Annotated in this window: 17 protein-coding genes; 11 read left to right on the forward strand and 6 right to left on the reverse strand. The window is 51.2% G+C overall.

Annotated features, from left to right (window positions below; translation table 11 throughout):
* Positions 1–30: 30 nt before the first annotated feature.
* From AC50X8_RS19350 to AC50X8_RS19365, 4 genes are read left to right on the forward strand one after another with little or no spacing between them, the layout of a single operon-like run.
* The gene (locus tag AC50X8_RS19350; RefSeq protein ID WP_494880982.1) at positions 31–5,157 is read left to right on the forward strand and encodes an Ig-like domain-containing protein; all 5,127 of its coding nucleotides are present in this window, start codon (positions 31–33) and stop codon (positions 5,155–5,157) included.
* Positions 5,158–5,205: 48 nt separating this feature from the next.
* Positions 5,206–5,730, forward strand: a complete 525-nt coding sequence (locus AC50X8_RS19355; protein WP_056036562.1) for a phage tail protein — start codon at positions 5,206–5,208, stop codon at positions 5,728–5,730.
* Positions 5,731–5,770: 40 nt separating this feature from the next.
* Entirely contained in the window at positions 5,771–6,274 is a 504-nt protein-coding gene (locus tag AC50X8_RS19360; protein ID WP_494861103.1) for a phage tail protein, read from the forward strand.
* Positions 6,275–6,299: 25 nt separating this feature from the next.
* Positions 6,300–6,827: a phage tail protein gene (locus AC50X8_RS19365; RefSeq protein WP_494880986.1), complete on the forward strand. Its 528-nt coding sequence runs from the start codon at positions 6,300–6,302 to the stop codon at positions 6,825–6,827.
* 110 nt (positions 6,828–6,937) lie between these two features.
* Here the strand turns inward: AC50X8_RS19365 and chrA are convergent, their stop codons facing one another.
* Genes chrA through chrS form a run of 3 tightly spaced genes read right to left on the reverse strand, consistent with a single transcriptional unit; the run spans position 6,938 to position 8,599 of the window.
* Positions 6,938–7,480, reverse strand: a complete 543-nt coding sequence (gene chrA / locus AC50X8_RS19370; protein ID WP_494880988.1) for a chromate efflux transporter ChrA — start codon at positions 7,478–7,480, stop codon at positions 6,938–6,940.
* A 12-nt stretch (positions 7,481–7,492) separates the two neighbouring features.
* Positions 7,493–8,113, reverse strand: a complete 621-nt coding sequence (chrB, locus tag AC50X8_RS19375; RefSeq protein ID WP_056036574.1) for a chromate efflux transporter ChrB — start codon at positions 8,111–8,113, stop codon at positions 7,493–7,495.
* Between the two features lie 3 nt (positions 8,114–8,116).
* A complete protein-coding gene (gene chrS, locus AC50X8_RS19380) occupies positions 8,117–8,599 on the reverse strand; it encodes a chromate efflux transcriptional regulator ChrS (protein WP_494861100.1) in 483 nt (160 codons plus the stop codon).
* A 227-nt stretch (positions 8,600–8,826) separates the two neighbouring features.
* On the opposite strand from chrS, the gene ggt reads away from it, so the two are divergent.
* The 6 genes from ggt (at position 8,827) to AC50X8_RS19410 (ending at position 17,685) form a co-directional block, all read left to right on the forward strand.
* A complete protein-coding gene (gene ggt / locus AC50X8_RS19385) occupies positions 8,827–10,407 on the forward strand; it encodes a gamma-glutamyltransferase (RefSeq protein ID WP_494880990.1) in 1,581 nt (526 codons plus the stop codon).
* Between the two features lie 174 nt (positions 10,408–10,581).
* A complete protein-coding gene (locus AC50X8_RS19390; protein WP_494861096.1) occupies positions 10,582–11,955 on the forward strand; it encodes an amidase family protein in 1,374 nt (457 codons plus the stop codon).
* Positions 11,956–12,834, forward strand: coding sequence for a fumarylacetoacetate hydrolase family protein (locus AC50X8_RS19395; protein ID WP_494880992.1), 879 nt, complete (start codon positions 11,956–11,958; stop codon positions 12,832–12,834).
* A 241-nt stretch (positions 12,835–13,075) separates the two neighbouring features.
* Positions 13,076–15,112 carry a CotH kinase family protein gene (locus AC50X8_RS19400; RefSeq protein ID WP_494880994.1) on the forward strand — a complete coding sequence of 679 codons (2,037 nt, stop codon included), beginning with the start codon at positions 13,076–13,078 and terminating at the stop codon, positions 15,110–15,112.
* 239 nt (positions 15,113–15,351) lie between these two features.
* Positions 15,352–16,116, forward strand: coding sequence for a hypothetical protein (locus AC50X8_RS19405; RefSeq protein ID WP_494861090.1), 765 nt, complete (start codon positions 15,352–15,354; stop codon positions 16,114–16,116).
* A 63-nt stretch (positions 16,117–16,179) separates the two neighbouring features.
* Positions 16,180–17,685: a hypothetical protein gene (locus tag AC50X8_RS19410; protein ID WP_494880996.1), complete on the forward strand. Its 1,506-nt coding sequence runs from the start codon at positions 16,180–16,182 to the stop codon at positions 17,683–17,685.
* An 83-nt stretch (positions 17,686–17,768) separates the two neighbouring features.
* On the opposite strand, the gene AC50X8_RS19415 is transcribed toward AC50X8_RS19410, so the two are convergent.
* Together AC50X8_RS19415 and AC50X8_RS19420 are read right to left on the reverse strand one after the other, a co-directional pair.
* Positions 17,769–18,692, reverse strand: coding sequence for an L-lactate dehydrogenase (locus AC50X8_RS19415; protein ID WP_099518115.1), 924 nt, complete (start codon positions 18,690–18,692; stop codon positions 17,769–17,771).
* 64 nt (positions 18,693–18,756) lie between these two features.
* Positions 18,757–19,578: a formate/nitrite transporter family protein gene (locus tag AC50X8_RS19420; protein ID WP_494861085.1), complete on the reverse strand. Its 822-nt coding sequence runs from the start codon at positions 19,576–19,578 to the stop codon at positions 18,757–18,759.
* A 284-nt stretch (positions 19,579–19,862) separates the two neighbouring features.
* On the opposite strand from AC50X8_RS19420, the gene AC50X8_RS19425 reads away from it, so the two are divergent.
* Positions 19,863–20,534 (forward strand): pectate lyase, encoded by a 672-nt coding sequence (locus AC50X8_RS19425; RefSeq protein WP_056036605.1) that lies wholly within the window; start codon positions 19,863–19,865, stop codon positions 20,532–20,534.
* 132 nt (positions 20,535–20,666) lie between these two features.
* On the opposite strand, the gene AC50X8_RS19430 is transcribed toward AC50X8_RS19425, so the two are convergent.
* Entirely contained in the window at positions 20,667–23,033 is a 2,367-nt protein-coding gene (locus AC50X8_RS19430) for a histidine kinase (RefSeq protein ID WP_494880997.1), read from the reverse strand.
* Between the last annotated feature and the right edge of the window lie 15 nt (positions 23,034–23,048).

The raw sequence follows: 23,048 nt of genomic DNA on the forward strand, positions 1-23,048 counted from the left end.
GAAAAAGCATAAGGATAAGGAGAGGAAAGCGTGAAGAAGAAGGGATTCATAGGTTTATTGACCGCTATCATAGCAATCCATTTTATATTTGGCGGACTATATGGAACTGGAACGGTGCATGCAAGCTCCTTGGCCGGACCGCCGCTGGCGGCTATAGCCGGGCATGATTTTACGTATGGCGCTTATGTAGGGGCTCCTTATTATATTGGTATTCAGGATGGAGGCACGAAGGAGTATCATGCTTTTGTGCGATTCAACAAAACGGCGAGCGCACCTGCCGGTTACAAGGTTTACTTGCGAATTAATGTAGGCAATAACCTTGGTGGTGGAGATGAAGGTCTGGCCGTTCGTGGAACGCCTATCGCCAAAGTATGGGCATACAAGACGACGCTCCTTCCAACCAGTGTGGAGAACGCGCATACAGGCTGGCCTAGCATGAGTGATGTGCTGAATACACCCAGCAAGTACGAACTATTGGATAGTGTGATGAGTGGAATTGTCGCTGGAAAGCTGCTTTCCTTCGATGTCACGAATTATTTCAATAATGCTTCGAACGGAATGCTAACATTCTTTCTGACAGGCACAGAAAGCTTGAATGGAACCAACGTTGATCGGTATCGGTTTGATGCCGATCCGTATATTGTTTATGAACAAACCGTTGTGAATCAAGCTCCGACCGTGACAGACTATACGGAATCGGTAGATGAGGACGAATTCGTGACTGGTAACATTGCTGGCTCCGATAACGATGGCGACATGCTGACCTATTCGGTGTCGCAGCAGGCAGCGAATGGGACGGCAACGGTCGATGCGTCAACGGGGGCATGGGAATATAATCCGAATGCGAATTATCACGGTCAGGACGTATTTAAGGTGTTGGTTAGCGATGGCAAAGGGGGGACGGCGACAAGCACGGTTACGATTACCGTCAACCCGGTGAATGATCCGCCTGTTACGAGCGACGACACCGCGACAACCAATAAAAATGAGAAGACGACGGGTCAGGTGACGGCAAGCGATGTGGACGGCGATACGCTGACCTATTCCATTTCGCAGCAGGGGGATCGTGGTTCGGCAGCGGTCGATCCGGCGACCGGAGCATGGGAATATACTCCGATGGATGGTTATTATGGCCAGGACGTTTTCGAGATCGAGGTTAGTGATGGCAACGGCGGCATAGCAACGAGCACAATAAGTGTAACGATTGTGAACGTCAATGTAGCTCCGACAACGTCGGACGATACGGCCACGACCGACGAGGATACAAGTATGACTGGTCAGGTAACGGCAATGGATACGGATGGCGATATGCTGATCTATTCGGTATCGCAGCAGGCAGTGAACGGGACGGCAACGGTTGATGCGTCATCGGGGGCATGGGAGTATAGTCCGAATGCGAATTATCATGGCCAGGACGTATTCAAGATTGAGGTTAGCGATGGCAATGGTGGCACGGCAACCAGCACCATTACCGTAACTGTGACGCCGGTGAATGATCCTCCTGTTACGAGCGATGACACCGCGACGACCAATAAAAATGAGCAGACGACGGGTCAGGCCACGGCAAGCGATGTTGAGGGCGATACACTGACGTATTCCATTTCGCAGCAGGCGGCTCATGGTTCGGCAGCGGTTGATCCGGTGACTGGAGCATGGGAATATAACCCGGATGAGGGTTATCACGGTCAGGATGTATTCAAGATCGAGGTTAGCGATGGTAACGGCGGCATAGCAACGAGTACGATAAGTGTAACGGTTGTAAACATAAATGTAGCTCCGACAACGTCGGACGATACGGCCACGACTGACGAGGATACAAGTACGACTGGTCAGGTAATCGCAACGGATGCGGATGGCGACACGTTGATGTATTCGGTATCGCAGCAGGCAGCAAGCGGAACGGCAACGGTCAATCCGTCGACCGGAGCATGGGAGTATGCTCCGAATGCGGATTATTACGGCCAGGACGTATTCAAGATATTGGTTAGCGACGGCAACGGAGGTACGGCGACTAGCACCATTACCGTAACTGTGACGCCGGTGAATGATCCGCCGACAGCTGCGGATGATTCTGTAACGACTGATGAGGACACAGCGGTTACCGGACAAGTATCGGCAAACGATGTGGAGGGTGACACGCTGACTTATTCCATTTTGCAGCAGGCTACCCATGGAATCGCAACGGTTAATTCGACGAGCGGAGCGTGGGAATATACTCCGGACGCTAATTATTATGGTCAGGATGTATTTAAAATTGAAGTAAGCGATGGCAACGGAGGCACGGTGGTTAGTACGATATCGGTTACGATTACCCCGGTAAATGACGCTCCCGAATTGACGGGTATTGCCGCAACTCCATTAGAGCTATTGGATACGGAGACGGAGCAACCCTTTACTGGCGCATCGATAGAGGATGCGGATCCCGATCAGACGCTAACGGTCAGCATCGCACTGGATACTGCGGCAAAAGGCGAATTTACCGCTGCCTCCCTTCAGGCATCCGGCTTCAGTCTGGTTGGCAGTCAATACGAGGCAAGCGGAACAGCCGATGATCTGACTATAGCCATTCGCCAATTGGTATTTGCGCCGAAGGCGAACCGGGTTGCTCCGGGAACGACGGAGACCGTTGTTTTAACTGTGACGGTGGATGACGGGATAGCTGCGCCAGTTGTGGACAGTCAGACTTCTTTGGTTGTGACGTCGGTGAATGACATCCCGACGGTAAGTGCGATTGCCAATCAAAGCATAAGCAGAAATACAGCTACGCAGGCTCTAAGCTTTACCATTACTGATCCTGACGCAGAGCCGAGCGATTTTATAGTAACTGCAGAATCGAGCAATACTGCTCTTGTTCCGCTCAGCGGAATTACACTAGCGGGAGGCGGGAAGCAGCGCACGGTTACCGTGGAGCCGGCTCAAGGAATGCAAGGCTCAGCTGCCATTACGATCCATGTATTGGACAGCAGTCTGGCGGAAGGCACAACGAGCTTTACGGTGACTGTGGGGAACACCAAGCCTGTTGTAACGACGATTGCTCCTCAGCAAATAGATGAGGACGATGTATTGGGCTTGACACTGTCGGGTACGGATGAGGATCAGGATGCGCTGACCTTCCTAGTCGACGATCAGGCGGAGCACGGTCAAGCGGTTATTATCAATGGCAATCAACTCACCTACACGCCGAATCAGGATTTTAACGGGGACGACAGCTTTACAATAAAGGCCTTTGACGGGGTGGATGAATCCGATCCGGTTACGGTCCAGGTGACGGTCACGCCGGTGAATGATCGGCCGGTAGCTGAGAATGCAAGCTACGATGTAGAAAGTCTGACATCTTTGACCCAAAAGCTGCATGCAACGGATGTGGATGGAGATTCATTGACCTTCCGCCTGCTCACAACCGGTACGAAGTCCTCCAGCGTGACGATTATTAACGGCGATGAGTTTGTTTATGTGCCGAGTCCTGGTCAGCTAGGGACAGACAGCTTCACCTATGTAGCTTCGGACGGACAGGAGGAATCCGATCCAGCCGTTATTACAGTAAATATAACACCTTATGGAATTAGCGAATTAGGGGCGCTTTCGACCAGTACGGGCAGCCTTTCTCCTACTTTCCACAAGAATACGCTGAGCTACGAGCAAAATGTAGCTTATGCAGTTGAAGCAACGACGATTACAGCTGAAGCCTTTGATCCGCTTGCGACGGTAACGATAAACGGCCAATCGGCAGACAATCCGGTTACAGTGCAGTTAAGTGTCGGTCTGAATGAAATTCCGGTCACGGTTATGGCGGCTGACTCAACAAAGCCGTTCCGTACTTACCTGGTGAAAGTGACCCGCGCCCAGCAGGGCTCAGGCTCAACACCTTCAACAGGCACTTCCAGTCAGACGGGGACAGGATCAGCGGGAACTGGAATTTCGGTATACGTAGACGGAGTGAAGCAGGAACAGACGGCTACGGTGCAGACGTTCACCAGCAATCAGCTGCGCTATGCGACGGTAACGCTCGACAACGACAAAATCATTAAAAAGCTAGAGTCCGAATCCAATCGCGAAGTCACGATTCCGTATACAGAAGCGGCAGATAGCGTGAACAGCTTGCTGAATGGTCAACTGCTCAAGGTAATGACAGATAAAACGGCGACGCTTGAAATTCAAACGGCTTCAGCCTCTTATGTATTCCCGGCATCGCTTATCCCTGTTGATGCGATTGCCAAGGAGCTAGGAGCGCAGAACAGCTTAAAGGACATTATTTTCAGCATCACAATAGCAAAATCGGCAAAATCGGAGTCTGATCAAGTATATGCTGCGGCATCCGGCCAAGGTATGGAGATTGCAGCTTCGCCGCTGGAATTCCATATTACAGCTTCTTACAACGGAAAGCAGACGGCTGTCTCCACTTTCAGCGGCTATGTGCAAATGATGATTCCAATGCCGGAGGGCGCTGATGCGAGTCGTATTACGACAGGAGTCGTGCTGCATTCCGATGGACAGCTCTATCATGTACCAACCAATATTACGAAGCTGAACGGGAAGTATTATGCAGTGATCAACAGCCTGACGAACAGTACGTACTCCGTCATTTGGCATCCGCGGGAGATGCAGGATCTGGCGAAGCATTGGAGCCGCGATGAGGTGAACGACCTGGCCTCCCGCATGGTTGTACAAGGGACAAGCGAGACGGCCTTCTCTCCGGATGCTTCTATTACCCGCGCTGAGTTTGCGGCGATTATCGTACGTGGTTTAGGCTTGCGCCCAGCGGCTCTACAAGGGCAAAGTAAGTTTTCAGATGTACAGGCCGGAAGCTGGTATGCCGATTATACGGAAACAGCTGCGGCTTATGGTCTTATTACCGGCTATGCTGACGGCACATTTGGCCCCCTAAAGACAATTACACGCGAGGAAGCAATTGCGATTATCGCAAGAGCTGTAGCTTATACGAAGCTGAGTGCTTCGGGATCTATGGATAAGCTGTCCGCTTTCGTGGACCAGAATGAAATCAGCAGTTGGGCGAAAGATGCTATGGCCGCTGCGGTTGAGCTTCAAATTGTGACGGGGAATTCCGGACAGCTGCATCCGCAGGACGACATTACCCGTGCGGAGGCTGCTGCACTCATTCGCAGACTTCTGCTGCAGGCTGATTTAATCAACGGGTAGTCTGCTAAACAATCGGCACAGAACAAATAATCCGAGGAGGAAATTAAAATGGCAGATTCATATTTAGGCGAAATCAGGCTGTTTGTCGGCACGTACGCGCCGCAGGATTGGGAACTATGCAACGGGCAAGTGCTGCCGATTAAGAATAATGAGGCGCTGTTCGGCCTTCTCGGGGCAACCTACGGAGGGGACGGGCAAACGACGTTCGCCCTACCGGATTATCGGGGCCGGGTTCCCATTCATATGGGGACCAGCTCAACGGGCAGCAAATTTTCTCTGAAAGATAAAGGCGGTAAGGAGACGGTTCAGTTGACGCAGGCACAGCTGCCGGCCCATACGCATATGGCGGCAGCCCAGCAGTCCGCAGGCGATGAGGCGTCTCCGACAGGCCATTTTTGGGCGGCGAGCACGGTCAAGCAATATTTTGAAGGAACAGCAGCGCCTAACGCCGCGATGAACAAAACTGCTTTGTCCACGGTAGGCGGCAATCAGGCACATAACAATATGATGCCTTTCATGGCACTAACTTATATTATTTGTATGCGAGGCACCTATCCGATGAGGCAGTTTTAAGCATATAAGACAATAGCTAATCAAGAGGAGGAAGGCGTTTATGGAAGAATGGTTTCTTGGCGAAATACGTTTGTTTGCAATCGACTACGCTCCTGTAGGATGGGCCCAATGCAATGGACAAATACTTAAAGTGAGTGAGAACCAAGCTTTATTCTCGATAATTGGCAATAAATTCGGTGGGGATGGCCAAGCCACTTTCCAACTGCCAAATTTGCAGGGAAGGGCTGCCCTAAATCCAACAACAGACGAAGTATTCCCTGTATATTCGAACGGCGGAACAGAAACGCATGCCTTGACGATAAATGAAATTCCCCAGCACACGCATTCGCTGTCTGCCAGCTCAGCCACAAGTACAAAGGGCGCGGCTGCCTCCAATGTATGGAGTGAAAGCAGCGCAAAGGCCTACAGCAAGACGGCGAACGGGTACATGTCGCCTCAGGCAATCGGGATGACGGGCGCGGGACAGGCCCATTCCAATATGCAGCCCTACGTGGTCGCAAATTTTTGCATTGCAATGACAGGGACTTATCCACCGAAAAATTAATTAGAATCAGAAAGCGAGGCTTGACATGGACGCTTTTATTGGAGAAATTCGCTTATTTACAGGAAACTTCGCTCCGCTGGGCTGGGCCTTTTGTCATGGACAGCAGGTTTCTCTCCCGTACAATCAACCATTGTACTCGATAATAGGAGGTGCGTTTGGCTCGGACTATAAAACGTATTTTACATTGCCTGATTTGCGGGGCCTAGTGCCGATACATCAAGGCAGCGGGGTAGATCTGACTCCGAGGAAGTGCTATGAAAAGGGCGGCAGCATGACAGAAACGATTACCACCTTTGAAATGCCGAATCATACACATCAGTTGAACGCTCAGACATTGGGAAATACGACGGATACAATCAATAATATTTGGGCCACTACACCGCGGGGTACTACAGTTAGTGTGTATAATGAAGAACAGCCGAATGCCAACATGCATGTGAATGCTATAACTGCAAGCGGGGGGTCTCAAGCACACAATAATATACAGCCATACTTGGCGATAAATTATATTATCTGCCTGGATGATGGCGTGTATCCGGTTAAAGCTCAGTAGCAGCAGCGGAGAATAGGATAAAAAAGAAGCGGCCCTGCACAAACGCGTCGGCGAATGTGCGGGCCGCTTCTTCTTCATGATAAGTGGCAGAAGGTCGTAAGCTGCATCCTTTATGCCATTGTCTGCGAAAGCACGATGCCGCCGTAAGCGAAGGCGACGCAGATGACGATCGCCGGATGGATCTTCTTGCGCTCCATCGCCCAGTAGGCGACGGCGGCAATGGCAAGTGTCTGCCAAAGGCCGGCGGATTGCACGGCTGTGCTTGCCATTTGCCAAGTGAGCAGCAGTATCATGATGGCGACAACGGGTTGCACGAGCAGCGTCATCCCTTTGACGATGGGAGATTGGCGATGCTTTTGCAGCAGCTTAAGCAGAAAAATCAGCGCCACAGCCGAAGGTACAATCGTTGCTGCAAGCGCGATTGCCATGCCTGGAATGCCGTATACATCATAACCGACGAACGCGGCGATTTTCGTAGCAATCGGCCCCGGAAGGGCATTGCCAAGCGCGAGTATGTTTGAAAATTCAGCATCGGTTGACCAGTGGTAACGGTCCACGACCTCATGATACATGAGCGGAATGGAGGCAGGACCGCCGCCATAGCCTAAAATATTTGCGAGAAAAAAACCAATAATTAAATCCAACCAATCCATAGTGACTGCTCCTTATGCGCTCGCGCTCGTATTGTTGTCTTTATCGCGCCGATTGTTTCTCCACTTCTTCACCCATGCGGCAGCCTTGAAATGCATCGCCCCATAGAGAAGGAAGGCGGCAATAACGACCGCATCCTGAATATTCACGACCTGCAGCAGCAGAAAAGCGAGCGCACAGCTGATGAGCCCAGTTACCCAGCCCAGTCCCTTCACCGCACGGTTGCCGAACTCATATGCCATTACGCCAAGCATGACTGCGATAACGGGAATAACCGCGGCGATCATTCCCTGCACAACAGCCGAGCCGCTAAGAATTTGTACAGCGGACAGCAAGGCGATCATCGCGATGGCCGAAGGCAAAATATGAGCAAGTACAGCGGCGAGCGCGCCCAGCCAGCCTTGCAGCCGGTAGCCGAGATAAGCGGCCATCTTGGTGGCTATGGGTCCGGGCAATGCGTTGGCCAGTGCCAAAATTTCAGCAAATTCCTCATCATTAATCCAGTCGTAGCGGGTAACCGCCTCATGCCGAATTAAAGGAATAACAGAAGGGCCGCCCCCAAAGCCGAAAATGCCCGTTTTAAACATCGCCAAGGAAAGCTGTCCATATGCTTTGGCGCTTGTTGTCGTCTCCATTTTTTACAGCCTCATTCCCATTCTACTTTTGTAGCGATTGATTAAAACCTGGCAATCAACGCTCATGATGCCGGGCAGCGGGTACAGTTTTTCTTTCAAAAATAGCTCCATTTCCTGATTGCTGGTGAACAGGCCATGCATATGCAGCTTGCTGGGGCCTGTCATGTGATACAGACTAGTGACGACGGGCTCCTCGGATAAGCGATCGGCTACTTCATGCAGAAATTTAGGCTCCACCTCGACATTGAAAAAAGCCGATACCGTCACGCCAATTTTCTCCGGATTGATGACGGCTGTGAAGCGCTCTATAACGCCTTGCTCCAGCAGGGTGTTGATTCTGGCTTGCACAGCAACGCGGGATAAACCAATATCCTTGGCCAAGTCGGTGTAAGATATCCTTCCATTAACATGCAGGGCAGCGATGATTTTACGATCAATATCGTCAATGGCGTGCTCCGCCTGGGCGGGCGGCATTTTGGATTGCATATGAAAAGCTCCTTTTACTCCTTCGAGCGAGAATATCAAAACGTATGTGATAAGTTCGATTCGATTACGATATGAATAAATATATAACCAAATTCATTCCTTATCAATATGAAATTTGTCAATCGTGGGCAAAAAGAATTTTATAGTTGCCACTAGCCGAACTGCCATGTTACTTTAATACTCAATAGATCATGTCAGATAACTTGACTTATAAAGGGTGGAATAGCATGAACAAGCCGATAATCGGCACGAAGGCCATGGTTGTAAGCCCCCACCATCTGGCTTCGGCAGCAGGGGCGCGAATACTAGAGCAAGGCGGCAACGCCTTTGATGCTGCAATTGCGGTCAGCGCTTGTCTAGCTGTCGTCTATCCGCATATGACGGGACTTGGCGGAGACTCGTTTTGGCTCACATACGAACATAAGGAACAGCAGGTGAGAGCCTATAATGCTAGCGGGCGATCCGGCAGTTTTGCAACGCGCGAGGCTTATGCTGGCGAAGCTGCGATTCCGGTACGCGGGCCGCGCAGCGCTATTACAGTTCCGGGCATGGTGGACGGCTGGCATGCCGTGCATAGCCAATATGGGCGTCTGCCTTTTGCACAGGTGTTAGATATGGCTATTGGATATGCGGAAGACGGCTTTCCGATGTCGCCGGATCAATATGAAAATACGGTGCAGCATGCGGACATGCTGGCACAATTTCCAGCTACTGCGGCGGTATACCTGCCGCAAGGGCGCGTTGTTCAGGCGGGGGAGCGCTTTGTGCAGCGCGACCTCGCAGCGAGTCTTCGCGCTATCGCGGAGCAGGGGCGCGATGCTTTCTATAAAGGCGATATTGCGGAGCGGATCGCTGCTTATTTGCAGAGCAGCGGCGGGCTGCTGACCAAGGAAGATTTTGCCGAGCATGCGGGCGAATGGGTTGCGCCGCTTAAAGGCTCTTACCGTGGGCATGACGTGTACCAGGTGCCGCCGAACTCGCAAGGCTTTGTGGCGCTGATGGCGCTGCAAATGTTGGAGAACTATGATCTGAAAGCTTACGGGCATGGCTCATACACGTATTATCATCTTATGATTGAGGCGCTTAAGCTCGGCTTCCGCGACCGCAATTTATTTTTGTCGGACCCTGCTTTTGCGGAAATTCCGCTCGAACGCTTGCTGAGCTCTGCCTATGCGGCGGAGCTTGCAGCTTCTATTAAGCTGGATGAGGCCTGCTCCATCGATACGAAGCCTGTCGGCAATGATACGGCCTATGCGGCGGTCGTGGATGAGGAGGGCAACGCGGTTTCCTTCATTCAGAGCTTGTATTTTGAGTTTGGCTCAGGCGTTGTAGCTGGGGATACGGGCATTTTGCTGCAAAATAGAGGGTCCTTCTTCTCGTTGGAGCCCCAGCACGTGAACCGTTTGGAGCCGCGCAAGCGGACTTTCCATACGCTGATGCCCGCCATGGCGTGCCTGAATGGCAAGCCAAGCCATCTGTTCGGCACGCAGGGCGGCGAAGGGCAGCCGCAGACACAGGTGGCGATCCTTACGCGGATGATTGATTTTGGCATGAATCCGCAGCAGGCGGTGAATGAGCCGCGCTGGGTGTGGGGCCGCACATGGGGAGCGCAAACACAGGAGCTGAAAGTAGAGAGCCGCCTAGCAGACGAGGTTACGGAGCAGCTTGAGAAAGCCGGGCATGATGTTCGCCGCATGAAAGAGTTTGACGGCATTATGGGCCACGCCCATGCGATCACGATTAGCAAGGACGGCGTCCTTAGCGGCGGAGCTGATCCGCGCAGCGATGGCGCGGCAATTGGCTGGTAAGCGGCTCGACTCGGAAGTGTGTGCAAAACGTATGGCAAAGAGTAAAGCAGATCGGCTGTAATGGGCAGCCCATTTTTCAGCCGCGAGTGCGGAGTTGGTTGTAGGCAAAGATACCGAAATCGGCCTGATCGCTAGAATATAGGCGGAACAGGTTGGACAGGAGAGACAGCAATCATGCAGCATAAAATTATGGATACATTCCATGCTTTTATTAAGCCGGAGCTCACGCTTCCAGCAACTCATACAGGCAAACTAGATGGCCTCCGTTTTGCGGTTAAGGATGTGTTCGCGATTAAAGGGCATATAAGCAGCGCGGGCAACCCCGACTGGCTGCGCACGCACGAAGCGGCAGAGCATACCGCCTCAACCATAGAACGGCTGCTTGACGCGGGAGCGGCACTGACCGGAGCAACGCATACCGATGAATTAATGTACAGCATCAATGGGCAAAACGCCCATTACGGCACGCCGATTAACCCGCTTGCGCCGGGTCGCATACCGGGGGGCTCTTCCAGCGGTTCTGCCGTAGCCGTTGCAGCGGGGGCAGTGAATTTTGCGCTCGGGACGGATACAGGCGGCTCGGTTCGCGTACCCTCCGCCTATTGCGGCGTCTATGGTTTTAGGCCGACGCATGGCGCAGTTGCGATGGATGGCGTCATTCCTCTGGCTCCGAGCTTTGATACGGTAGGCTGGATGGCACGGGACAGCACGCTGCTGCTGAAGGTTGGCGAGCTGCTGCTTGCTGCGGAGGCGGCCACCCGAGTGGAGGGCGGTGCAGCTGCTGCTGCGGAATCGGATGCCGTGGAGACTGGTGAGCCGGCATTAGGAGTGGCGAGCGAGCGTGCAGAGGTGGCAGCGGACAAAACGGAAACAACAGACGCAGCGGACGCTGCGAATGTAAAGCTGTTCAGCCGCTTGCTGATCGCAGAAGATGCATGGAGCAAGGCGGATTCTGCTAGCGCACTACAGCTGAGACCACTCGTTGCTGAACTGGAGGCCGTTATCGCAAATACCGAGCGGCTGACGCTTGCCCCTGAAGGGCTGGAGCAATGGCTTGAAGCGTTCCGCACGATTCAAGGTTTGGAAATTTGGCAAACACATGGCGATTGGATTACGCGCGAGCAGCCTGCTTTTGGCCCGGGGATAGCGCAGCGATTTCGATGGGCAAGCACTTTGCGCAAGGAAGATGGCGAGCAAAAGGTAGAGGAACAGCGCAGCATTCGTGCCAAGCTGCGAGAGCTGCTCGGAACAGATAGCCTGCTTGTTATCCCAACCATTCCCGGAACGGCGCCGGACCGCGACATTAGTGGAGAAGCGGCAGACAAGCAGCGTGCTCTAACGATGCAGCTGTGCTGTATAGCAGGGCTGTCAGGCTTGCCGCAAGTAACGCTGCCGGTTGGCGAGGTGGATGGAGCGCCAATTGGTTTATCCATTATTGCAGGGGCAGGACAGGATTTGAAGCTGCTGCGATGGATAGCGCAGCATGCGGAATTATGGGAACGAAGCGAACAGCCAGGCAGCGGAAACGAAGGGGAGGCGGCAAAATAGATGAAGCTGGTGACGATCCATTACGAGGGTGTCGAGCAAGCGTGCATCAACATTGACGGTCGCTATGTGCGGCTCCATACGATTAATCAGTTGGAGCATACGCATTGGCCCATCAACGTGTTTGATCTGCTGCAAGAGGGGCAGCTGGATGCGTTGACGGCATGGTATAACGATGGAGGCAGCAATAAGCTTGCGCAGCTGGAATCAGTGCCAAGCGAAGCATTGGCAGTTGCGCCATTATACCGCCATCCCCGAAAAATTTGGGGTATCGGCATGAATTATGTGAAGGAAGCGGCCGAGCGCGAGATACTATTCGCTGAAGCTGATCCGGTCAGCTTTATGAAGCCGGATACGTCGCTTATCGGCCCAAATGCAGCAATTGAGCTGCCTGCCCAGCAGACGGAGCATGTGACGGCGGAGGCTGAGCTGGCAATCATTATCGGGCGTACATGCAAAAATATAACCGAAGCCGAGGCGCTGGACTGCGTAGCAGGTTTTGCCGTATCAGTCGATGTTACGGCAGCGGATATTCATGCCAAGCATCAGCGTTTCCTGACGCGGGCCAAAAGCTTTGATACCTTTTTTGGCTTCGGCTCGGAGCTGATTACGCGAGATGAAATCGCGGACTTGCCCCAGCTGGCAGTGGAAACCTGGCATAATGGCGAGCTTGTTCATGGCAATGTGCTGGCTAACATGATTTATCAGCCGGCATATCTCGTCGCCTTTCATTCGCAGGTCATGACGCTGCTGCCCGGCGATGTGATTTTGACAGGGACGCCTGGCGCAGCCGTCATTCGCGATGGCGACGTCATCGAGGCGCGTGTTGCCGGCTTTGAGCCGCTGCTGCATCCGGTCAAAGCGGGCTCGCCGCTTTTTTGACCCAGCAGGCCCTGGTTCGACCCGACCTGAGCTTAACAAGCTTAGGCTAGGCATTGCTAAAAACTCAAGCAGAGCGGCTGCTTGAGTTTTTTTGCGTACAGCCGCCGCTCCCCCTGCCTTTTTCGCCGCGTACCAGCAACTTTCAGCAAACCTTCAATTTCACCTAAGATTTACTTAATCTTCATACTTTAGCCTTAAGACTGGAATTGAAATCTGGTTTGAAGGAGGAGTCATCCAAATTATGAATTTGAAAAAGATGTGGAAGAAGGTTACGGTTACCGCTCTGTCGCTAACGATTGCCGTATCGGGTTTTGGAGCAATCGGGAGCAAGTCGGCGGTTTATGCTGCAGAGACGGGCATTGCGCAAAAATATGAGTCTCTATTTGAAGGGGACAAAATCATTAATGTGAACGTGACGATCGCGGACGACGATTGGGAAAGCATTTTGGCCAGCCCCTTGGATAAGGAGTATAAAAAGGTAACGGTAGACGTAGACGGCAATGTGCTGAGCAACGTAGGATTTTCGACCAAAGGCAATTTGACCTTGAAGGCCGTTGCCAGCATGACGGATTCCGACCGCTACAGCTTTCGCTTGAAATTCGACAAATACGATAAAGAACAAACGCTGCTCGGACTGGATAAAATGGTGCTGAACAACAGCTACGCAGATCCTTCTTTTTTACGTGAATATTTGCATTACGAAGCTTTGCGCTCGATCGGGCTGGATGCCCCGCTGACAGTGCTTACGAACCTGTATATCAATGGTGAATTGTATGGCTTCTATGTAGGTGTTGAAGCTATTGATGACAGCTATATGGAAAGAAATTATGGCGAAGATTACAACGATGGCGTGCTCTACGATACGGACGAGAAAAGCTATCTGCAATATGAGGAAGACGGCGACTATGAGACGCTGACGTATGAGCTTGGCACAGAGGATGATAAAGCATCGTTGAAAAATTTTATTAGCGTGCTGAATGATATGCCTGCTGGCGAGAAAGGGAATATCGAGGACGTACTCGATGTAGACTCGGCCTTGAAATACATTGCGGGCAACGCTGTACTGGGCAACTACGACAGCTATAATGGCGATAAGGGCCATAACTATATGCTGTACGGCGATGCAGATGGAAAATTCAGTGTCCTGCCATGGGATTTCAATATGTCATTTAACGGCTATTCCGGTGGCGGAGGCGGGGCCGGTCGCAATGCGGCAGCAGCGGGAACTGCGGGAACTGCGGGAACTGCGACCACAACTACGACATCCACGGCAACAACGACGTCCACAACGACGGCAGCTACCAATACAAATGCGACAACTGCCTCGGTTGATGTGCCTGTCTTGGGCATCAGCATGGACAGCGTCCCAATGATAGGGAATTTGCTGGAAGTGCCAGAGTATAAGGCCAAATATTTGACCTATGTAAATGAGCTGGTGGACTATCTGGGCGGAATCGAGGATCGCATTACCGAGCTGGCTGATATTATTCGGCCAAGCGTAACGGCTGATCCGACTAAATTTTATACGGTAGAGCAGTTTGAATCTAATGTAGCTTATTCTGCTACAGGCGGTGGAGCAATGGAAGGCATGACGCCTCCTGATGATGCTGGTATGACACCGCCGACGATGCCGGATGGCACGACTGCAGCTAGACCGGACAATGCGGGAACCGCGACAGGAAGCACTAGTAATACGACTGCGACAGATGCTGCCGCAGGCAATGGTACAGCAACTGGACAAGCTGCTGCTGGACAGGGTCCAGGTCAAGGAGCAGGCCAAGGGCAAGGCGGTCAAGGAATGGGCTCGATGGCGGCTGGGTCGCTGATGACTTTTGCGCTCAACAGACTGGCTAACTTGCAGGAGCAGCTGGGGCTGGCCGTGACGCCACTGCCGTCGACAACGACTCCAGTTACAGCAGCGGGAGCTATTTCCGTCCTTTTAAATGGCAGCAAAGTGAGCTTCGACAAACAGGAGCCGGTTAATCAATCAGGGCGGGTGCTCGTTCCGCTTCGCGGCATCTTCGAAGCCTTTGGCGCTGAAGTGAAATGGGATGCAGCAACGAAAAAAATTACAGCGGTCAAGGACGACCGCACGGTTACGCTCACGATTGGCAGCACGACGGCTTACGTGAATGGAACAGCGGTGACGCTGGATGTTCCCGCTTCGGTGGTGAACGGCCGGACGCTCGTGCCAGTGAGATTCATTTCCGAAGGGCTGGATATGGATGCAGCTTGGGATGCGGCTACTGCGACGGTGAAGATCACGAATAAAGCTTAGCGTAAAATAGCTATACAAAACGATATCTCTAAAAAAGAGGTATCGTTTTTTGGCTTGCAGAGGGTTTTTATAGGAAATCAGTCCGACAGTAATAGACAAAATATTGCCGAAACATCGTCCTTTCGAACTATAAGAAAAAGGGTTTATGGTATAAAATGTAGAATTTCCATATTTAACGCGCGGTCATGAATAAATTTGTTTGCAGAAACCAGCTTCAGGCAGAAAGAGGATAATAGGCGATGGGAAATCGATTTTGGGAGTTTTATCTGATTCGGTATTTGGCAGGAACTATATTTGGCGCACTGATTTTATTTATTCTAGCTATGAATTATCAGAACGAAATGAATCGGGCTTATTTTCCCAAAGCACACAACGATGATAGCAAACCCGATCTTAGCTACTTTTACAGCCTCTTGTTTGAAACAACGAGGGACATAGACATTAATGAGCTTGATTTGACCATCGGTGGCAATAAAGTGGAGTTGCAAAAGGCTGAGGCATTAACGGGATCAGGGGAAATTCGCTTGAAAACGGATGGTTTGACGGTGCTGGCCGCAATTATTATTGCTGTTTTTGGCTTTCTCTACATGTATATCGCCAGTATGTTGATTTTGATTTTGCATGCAGTACGGCTGATTATTTATCCGGGAATGCGAAAATTCAAAGCTTTGAGCAAGCTCTTTTATTTCTATGTGGAGTTAAGCCGTTTGCGTTCCGAAAGAGAAAGGAAGGTGACAGGAAAAGGGAAAGAGAAAGAGATCAGCGATGAATGGCAGGGCAGTCGTCATTTGAGCGAATATATTGAATCTTACAGGCATCTGCGCGAGCATGGCAACGCCTTTGCTATTCTCTTATCCGAAATAGTATTTGCTTTCTGGCTCGTTATTTGCTCGTTTTCGGCCTGGTCTATTATTGTTTGGGTTGCCGCAGGCTCTGTTGCTTGGTTTATCGGCAGTTATTTAGAAATTCGGATGGTGAAGGAACGCAGGAGCTTTTTGCCGTAGACTAACAATGAAATTGAGGAGAGAACGACGGCGTCGCGATATTTCTATAAAGGGGGCTCGCGTATGAAATGGAATGGGAGCATTAAAAAAATAGTGCCGATACTCGTGTTCATCTTGCTCGTATTATCCTGCATTCCAATTATGAAGCAGTTGTTTGGCATTCAGGAAGTGTATGCGGACTTCATAAAGCAGATGTTTAATAAAGAATTGGGGACGGGGAAACGTCTGCTTGGCATTTGGCATATGTTCCGAAGTATGGCTGGGCTTGTCATTTGGTTAATTGGTTTTTGGTATATACTGGCCACGCTATCCAAATGGGCCGAAGACCACGTCGAATCATATAAGAAATTTATTATCTGGTGGGCACCAGTACATAAAATTGTTATTAATATTTTGACTTACGCGATTCATTTTATTTATTACATATTGATTATCAGCATGAACAGTACGATTCTGCTGCTAGTCTCCGTGCTTTTAGTTATAGGGCTTTACAGTGTGATTCCAGCAATTTCTATATTGTTTCAACGGTCGATGGAGTTGCTGTTTTCCTTTTTCGCTCTCGAATTTAATGCCTCTGCATTTCTGGTGGATTCGGCTAAGCTGAAAGCGTCAGATATTTTGGGCTATCAATCGATTACGTTTTTCGTTATCTTATTTGCTTATTGCATTAAAATAATGACACAGTTCGTATACAGTCCACTGTTCTTAAAAATTGGTGGCCATCGAATTGTACGAAAGTTTCTGCGGTTAAACACCATTTTCAGCTACAATTACTTGCGCATAGTCGTATACACAATTGCTTTTTTGGCTTTTACGATTCAGTCTTCATTTAAGATTATGAACGAGATCAATAGTGTTTTTGCTACATTTATAATAGTCGATGTTATTATTTATACGTTTCTTAGTTGGGCGAAGGGTAGAGGCGTATATGCCGAGCAGGAGCTGGAGCGGTATTTCCATCATTTACATGCCTATTTTACGGAGGTGGAGCAGCAGCTTGACGACAAGCAGCTTTCCGGTCAAGGGGGCAGCGAACGGTTTGCAGCGATTACATTTATTGCTCAATACCCACAACTAGGGTTATGGGATAAGTTTAGTCTATATGTAAATCGGAATAGACGGCAGCGTTATTTCATTGCAAGAAAGGTGGCTGTGTTGCTGAAACACAGATATGCGAACAGACAGCAGATACTGGAGGCAGCGCAATCTGCCAAGCGGCATCTTCTAAGTGCCAGAGCGTATCGCCCAAACCCGGATTACGAGCTGCTCGCAATTAGGCTGGAGGAGATTAAGCTGGAAATGGAAGACAGGCTGCGGACGTATGCCCAATTCGACATACAGCAGGAGTATTTGGACAAACATCAGTTATTTCGGATTGAACCGGTGAAGTGGAAGAAACGCGACTGGTTTTTTCAAGGCTTGTGTATGCTTCGGAGCAAGCGGCGAATGAGAGAGCTTAACGAGCAATATCGGCAATATTTGAAAATGATTGAAAAAATGAATGACGATATCGATACACGATACGTAGAGGGGATTTCAGAACGATTGGATCGGATCGTGCATCGATAAATGTCGAATTAATTAAAACTATTGTAATTAAGAACAGTCTGCCGATATTAAGCGGCAGACTGTTCTGTATTTCTTATTCTGTTCTATTCCATCTCATCCCGAATCGACTCAATCAAGCCTTTCAGCTTGTTCGCCGACTTCTGGAACAGCGCCGTTTCTTCGTCCGACAGTGTCAGCTCCAGAACGTTGCGGATACCGCTGCGATCAACGACGCATGGAACGCCGATGTATACATCGGATACGCCGAGGTAGTTGTCGAGCAGGGTCGATACGTTCAGCACGGCGCCTTCATCTTGCAGAATCGCGGTACAGATGCGGTCGAGTGCCAGAGCGATGGCGTAATACGTCGCGCCTTTTGCTTCGATAATTTGGTAAGCGGCATCGCGTGTGCCGGTGAAAATCCGTTCTTTCTGTTCGTCGTTCAGTCCTAGCTCTGTACCCGCAACGTTCGACAGGCTCCATACCGGCAGCTCGGAATCGCCATGCTCCCCGATAATTGGGGCGTGGACGCTGCGCGGATCAATGTTCAGCTCTTCGCCAATCAGATAGCGGAAGCGTGCGCTGTCGAGCAGCGTGCCTGAACCGATGACGCGGTTAACGGGCCAGCGCGATTTTCGCAAGGAGAAGTAGCTCATGACGTCCACTGGGTTCGAGGCGATCAGCAGAATGCCATCGTCATTATATTTCAAGACCTCATCAATAATTTGGTCAAAAATCGCTACGTTGCGCTTCAGCAGCTGAATACGCTCTTCGCCTGGACGCTGGGCCACACCGGCCGTAATAATAATGATGTCCGCGCCTTTGCAGTCCTCGTAAGTGCCTGCCCATACCTTCGTGCCGCCAAGGAACGGCATGCCGTGGTTCATGTCGAGCGCATCGCCGATCGCTTTCTTCTCATTGGCATCGATAAGCACCAGCTCATCCATGCGATTGCGAAGCAGCAGTGTATAAGCGGTTGTTGAGCCTACAGCCCCAGCGCCAATGACAACAATTCTTGATTTTTTCATATCCGATCTCTCCCCGTCTAATGGTGTAGTTGCTTCTAGTTTTGCTTTTGCCATTACTCCTGAATTACTTCTGCAATTCCTTCTGTTCTTGCTCTTGCGCGTGATCCTCTTTGTCGAAATAAGGCTTGTTCACGAAATAATACATATATCCCATTAATACGCCGCCGCCAATCAGATTGCCCAGTGTGACAGGCACAAGATTGTGAATGACGCCGCCGTAAGTAATCGTGTCTGGATGGTCGACGACTAGTGCAATAGCAAAGGTGCACATGTTGGCAATGCTATGCTCGTAGCCCGAAATAAAGAAGCAGAAGACGAACAGCATCATGGAAAACATTTTTGCCCCGTCATGCTTCATGCCCATCGGGATAAAAAAGGCGAGACAGACTAGCCAGTTACATAAAATCGCCCGGAAAAAAAGCTCCATCGACGACGTATGCATTTTCGCTTCGACGACACTGAGCAGGAACGTATTGACCTTCTCGCTGTCGAACAGTCCGGTTGTCATAATGAGCAGGGCGAACACGGCTGCGCCAAGCAGGTTGCCAGCGTAGCTGGTCAGCCACATTTTGATGGCGTCGGTCCATTTGAGCTTGCGCCGGAGCGCGGTAAACGAATAATAAAACGTATTGCCGGTAAACAAGTCGCCGCCGCCGTATGCGATGAGAATAATCGCAGCTCCGAACGTTAGCGCGGCCATCGGATAAGCGAGTGGAGAATGCTCGGCGTAAAAAAAGTTACCCGTCTTAAAGGCGACTATAACGCCAAAGCCAATGAACATGCTGGCGAGCATGGACCTGGAAATATACCGGATGCGGCTTTGCTGAAAAATCATATGCTTCTTGTGTGCGAGTTGCTCGACCTTGCGTAGCGGTTCAGTTTCCATGAGCATTCACTCCTCTTGCTGCTTACTGAGGTTAGAATAACACAGGAGGGACACAGTCGATTGTGACATTCCTCACAGGTAAAGGCGAAAATTGTTACAGAAATAAGGGATTCCCGGCGGAGTGGACAACTACTGAGCTAATGATTATTCCTGTAATGGCAAAAATTAGGTAGTCTTCTTGTAGATGCAAACGGAGGTGCACATCTATTTGCATAAATATAGCGGCATTAAAGAATGAGGCTTCACCACAACCAAATTAAATGGAATAAAGGAGAGTTTATTCGATGAAAAAATGGATTGGTGCTCTATTATCTTTGGCCCTTATTATTGCAATTGCTGGTGTGCAGCCTGCCCCTGTATCAGCGGCAGAAGTTGTAAACGCTACCATTATTGTTCCTAAAAATACGACCTATGACGGCAAAGGCAAAGTTTTTGTCGCGAACCCGAGTACGTTAGGGGATGGCAGCCAGGCTGAGAACCAGAAGCCGGTATTCCGTCTGGAGGCAGGCGCAACGCTGAAAAATGTCATTATCGGCGCTCCTGCTGCCGACGGCGTTCACTGCTATGGCAGCTGCAATATTGAGAATGTGACATGGCAGGATGTAGGCGAGGACGCTTTGACTCTAAAATCTTCCGGTACCGTTAATATTACAGGCGGCGGCGCATATAAAGCCTATGACAAGGTGTTCCAAATGAATGCATCCGGCACGATCAATATTAAAAATTTCAAGGCCAATGACATCGGCAAGCTCGTTCGTCAAAATGGCGGCACCTCTTATTCGGTATCCATGAATGTTTCAAATAGCGATATTTCCAAGGTGAAGGATTCCATTTTGCGTACAGACAGCAGCTCCACAACGGGCAAAATAACAAACACGCGCTATTCTGGCGTGCCGACGCTGTTCAAAGGTTTTGCATCCGGCAAAACCAGTCAATCCGGAAACACGGCTTATTAGGCAATCCTTCCAAAAAAAGACGCGGCAATGCCGCTTAAGCTTTAGCTTAAGCCTTAGCTTGAACCTGAGCCTGAGCCTGAGCCGCAGAGCCTAGCGTTTGGAAGGATAGCCGTCCCCCGTAAGTAAGCCTGTTTATAAATCATCAACAGGGCCTGTGCCGAGATTAGGCGGCATGGGCTCTGTTTCCCATTTGGCGACAATGAGCATATCCAAATGTCTGGCGGAGCGCAGCAAATCCTGCACAATCGTTTTGCGGACGAGCATTTGCCACGGCGGCCGGCGCGATTGTCCAATAATGAGCTGGGTCGCTTGCAGGTCAGCCATCTGTTTCAGCAAAATTCCGCTAATTTCCTGGCGTCTATCTGCCGCACTTACCGCCAGCTGGCCGCCAAGCCGCTCGCACAGCTGCCGCAGCGCATGAAGCCGCTTTTGCTGCACCTCGGTTTGCTGAATTTTACGGCTGTGCACATAATGGACATGCCATTCTGCCTTCAAGCGGTGAGCGATGCGAAAGCCGCGGCGAATCAGCCTTTCCGCCTGATCACCTAAATCGATGCATACAAAAATCACCTCGCGCTTGCGCCAAGGCCCCCGAAGCGAAGGGCCGCGTTCCCACGACTCCAGCCGTTCATCGACATCATCCGCAATTTCGCGCAGCGCCAGCTCTCGCAAGGCAATCAAATTGCCGATTTTGAAAAAAGAGCCCAGCGCCTGCTCCACCTTTTCCTGCTTGTAAATTTTTCCGTCGCGCATGCGCTGCGCCAGCATTTGGGGCGTAACGTCAATGAGCTCGATTTCATTCGCCATTTGTAAAATCGCGTCCGGCACCGTTTCTCTCACCCGCACACCGGTCAACTGCTCCACCGCATCATTTAAGCTTTCCACATGCTGCACGTTTACGGTGGAAATAACGGAAATCCCGTGCTCCAGAAGCTGCAAAATATCCTCGTACCTTTTCTTGAGCAGGCTGCCGGGCACATTCGTATGGGCAAGCTCATCGATCAGCACAACCTCGGGGCGGCGCGCGATAACAGCCGTTGTATCCATTTCCTCAAGCCGCGCTGCCCCATAGGGAATAACTGCCCGGGGCAAAATCGCCAAGTCGCCGACCTGCTCGGCCGTTTCCTTGCGTCCATGCGTTTCCAGCCAGCCAATGACGACATCTACGCCTTTACGCTTAAGAATGTTACCCTCCTGGAGCATTTTGTACGTTTTCCCGACGCCAGGAGCGGCTCCGATATAAATTTTGAACGTGCCGCGTCGCATGCGCTGGGCCTGTTCCTCCATCTCGCGGGAGTCCAGACGATGAAAAAGCGCCTCCTGCCCGCCCCAGCGGGTTTTAACGGGCAAAATCCGCTCTCCCTCATGCTCCGCCCGATCCGTCATCACAAACACGTCGATGTTCCGTATTTTACGGAGCACGCGGTTGACGATAGAGCCTTGCAGACGCTCCTGCCATGCTTTCTTCTTGGAATGGCCCATCACAATGCGCGTCGCATGCTGCCGCGTTGCATATGCCACAAGTGCGGCAGGCAGCTTGCGCGCATGCGCCAGAGGGAGCTCCTCGAACGCGCCGCCGACCTTCGCCACCAGCTTTTGCATCGAGCGTTTGATCGTTTGCTGCTCCTTCGATAAGCTGCGGCCCGGCAGCAGAAAGGTGACAACGGCAAGCTCGCCATGCAGCCGCTTGGCAATTTGCTGGCCCCGGCGCACATATAGGGAGCCGTTGAAGTGATATTGCGCCGATACGACAATCCGCTCGGCTGCTCCTGATGGGCCGCTTAAGCCCAGCGCTTCGCGGTGCTTTTCCAGCGTTTCGTGAACACCCTCTGCCATGAGGCAGAGAGCGACTTCACGCAGAACAGCCAGATTGCCGGGCAGCCGCATAGCCGGATGGAGGGAGCTGCCGAGCAGTCCCTCTTCCATCCGGCTCAGCATCGTCTCAGGAGAGACATCAATGAGGCGAACCTCATCGGCCCATTCCAGCGTGTCCGCCGGAACCGTCTCCTCCGCGCGAATGCCCGTCATTTTGAAAATAACTCCGTCCTCGCCCTCCAGCTCGTAGACATTAATCGTCGTAATGATGCTGATGCCATGCTCCAGCAAATATTGAATGTCCTCCAGCCGCGTCTGGAAGCGGGCGCACGTACGGTTGCGATGGGCGAGGCCATCGACGAGCACGACCTCCGGGTTGCGGGCGAGCAGCGTCTCCAGCGGCAAATCCTGCTGCTCCTTGCCATCGCGCTGCCACTTAATGCTCGGGACATGCTCCAGCTCAGACTCAAGCGCGGTTTGATTCCTATTTGTACTTGGAGCTGGCGTTAAGGCGCAAATGACGACATCAATGCCCTGCTGCTTCAGCAGCTGGCCTTCCTGCAGCAGATGATACGTTTTCCCGGAGCCTGCGACCGAGCCAATGATGATTTTCAGGCGTCCCTTATGCAGCCGGGAGATAGAAGCCAATATCTCCTCTGGCGTCTTGCGTTGATACGGTGGCATTCTGCTCCCGCCTTC

Source organism: Paenibacillus sp. JT22N15 (assembly GCF_059383755.1).